This is a genomic window from Streptomyces sp. NPDC088812 (genome assembly GCF_044750285.1).
Lineage (GTDB): Bacteria > Actinomycetota > Actinomycetes > Streptomycetales > Streptomycetaceae > Streptomyces.
Genome location: NZ_JBIVJP010000072.1, coordinates 1 through 1,526, shown reverse-complemented (window position 1 = coordinate 1,526; position 1,526 = coordinate 1). Strand labels below are relative to the sequence as shown.

At 73.6% G+C, this 1,526-nt stretch carries 2 protein-coding genes; both read right to left on the bottom strand.

Annotated features, from left to right (window positions below):
- Positions 1–799 (bottom strand): ABC transporter permease (locus ACIP67_RS43265; protein ID WP_401700220.1); only part of this gene is annotated, 799 nt, incomplete at its 3' end.
- On the bottom strand, positions 799–1,526 hold a 728-nt coding region (locus ACIP67_RS43260; protein ID WP_401700217.1), incomplete at its 5' end, for a thiamine ABC transporter substrate-binding protein. The genes ACIP67_RS43265 and ACIP67_RS43260, both read right to left, overlap by 1 nt.

Here is a 1,526-nt window from a genome sequence, read left to right as displayed (position 1 = left end):
AGAACACCGCCGCGGTCCGCAGGTCCAGGTAGACGGAGGTCTGCACCCAGATCTCCGACTCGAGCGTGCCGTAGCCGGGCCGGCCGAGCGTCTGGACGATGCCGAACGCGGACGCGCAGAACAGGAACACCAGCGCCGCGCTCGCGGCGATCGCGGGGGCGAGCTGGGGCAGCGTCACGCTGCGGAACGCCCGCCACGGCGAGGCGCCCAGGGTGCGGGCGGCCTCGGTCTGGCGCGGGTCCAGCGCGTTCCACAGCGCGCCCACCTGGCGCACCACCACGGACACGTTGAAGAAGACCATGGCCAGCACGACGGCGGTGGTCGTCTGGTCCAGCCCGGTGAAGCCGAGCGGTCCGCCGGGGGCGAGCAGGGCGCGGAACGCGACGCCGACCACCACCGTGGGCAGCACGAACGGCACGAGCACGAGGGCGCGGAGCACGGCCCGCCCCGGGACGCGACGCCGGTGCAGCACGAACGCGGTCGGCAGGCCGAGCGCCACGGAGACCACCGTGCCGGCGGCGGCCATGCCGAGCGTCTGGCCGAGGATGCGCCACGTGCGCTCGCGGGCGAGGGTCTCCCCGAAGGCGGTGAGGTCCACGGCGCCGGTGAACGCGTCGGCGTCGCCGCCGATCCCGCGCCAGAGCATGGCCGCCACGGGCCACGCGAAGAAGACGAGCAGGAAGGCGACCGGCAGGACGGCGGCCACCAGCCACCACGGGCCGAGCCCGTCCCCCCGGCCGCGGGCCCGCCGGCGCGGCAGGTCCGTGCCGGGGGCCGCGACCTCGGTGAGTGCGGACATCAGCGCCGGGAGGCCTCGGCCAGGGCGGTCCACTCCTTCAGCAGGTCCTCGCGGCGCTCGTCGATGCGGGCGGGGTCCGGGGTGATGGCGTCCTCGACGAGCGGCGCGTTCTGCGCCCACTCCTCGGGCAGCTGCACGGACTCGTCGATCGGGTACATGTACATCGACTCGGGCAGGGCGGACTGGACCTCCTCGGTGAGCAGGAAGTCCACGAACGCCTGCGCGCCCTCGGGGTTCTTCGCGCCCTCGAGCACGCCGGCGTACTCGACCTGCGGGGTGCAGGAGTCCTCGATCACCTCGGTCTCGGGGGCGAACGCGGGGGAGGAGGAGTAGGAGAGCACCACCGGGAACTGGCCCTTGCCCTCGCCGCCGGAGAAGTCCGAGTTGTAGGCGTCGGACCAGCTGTCGGCGACCTTGCCGCCGTTCTCCATCAGGCCCTGCCACCAGTCCTGCCAGCCGTCGTCGCCGTACTTCTCCGTGGTGGCCGCGAGCAGCGCCAGGCCGGGGGAGGAGGTCACGGGCGAGGTGGCGACCGTCAGCTCCGCGTACTCGGGGTCGTCGAGCTGGTCGATCGAGGTGGGGGCCTCGACGTCGTGGGCGGTGAACCACGCCGGATCCGTGTTGAAGCACACCTGGCCCTGGTCCACCGGGGTCATGCGGTCCTCGACCATCCGGTCCTGCGCGGAGGCGGGCAGGTCCTTCGGGGTGTAGGCGGCGACGACGCCCT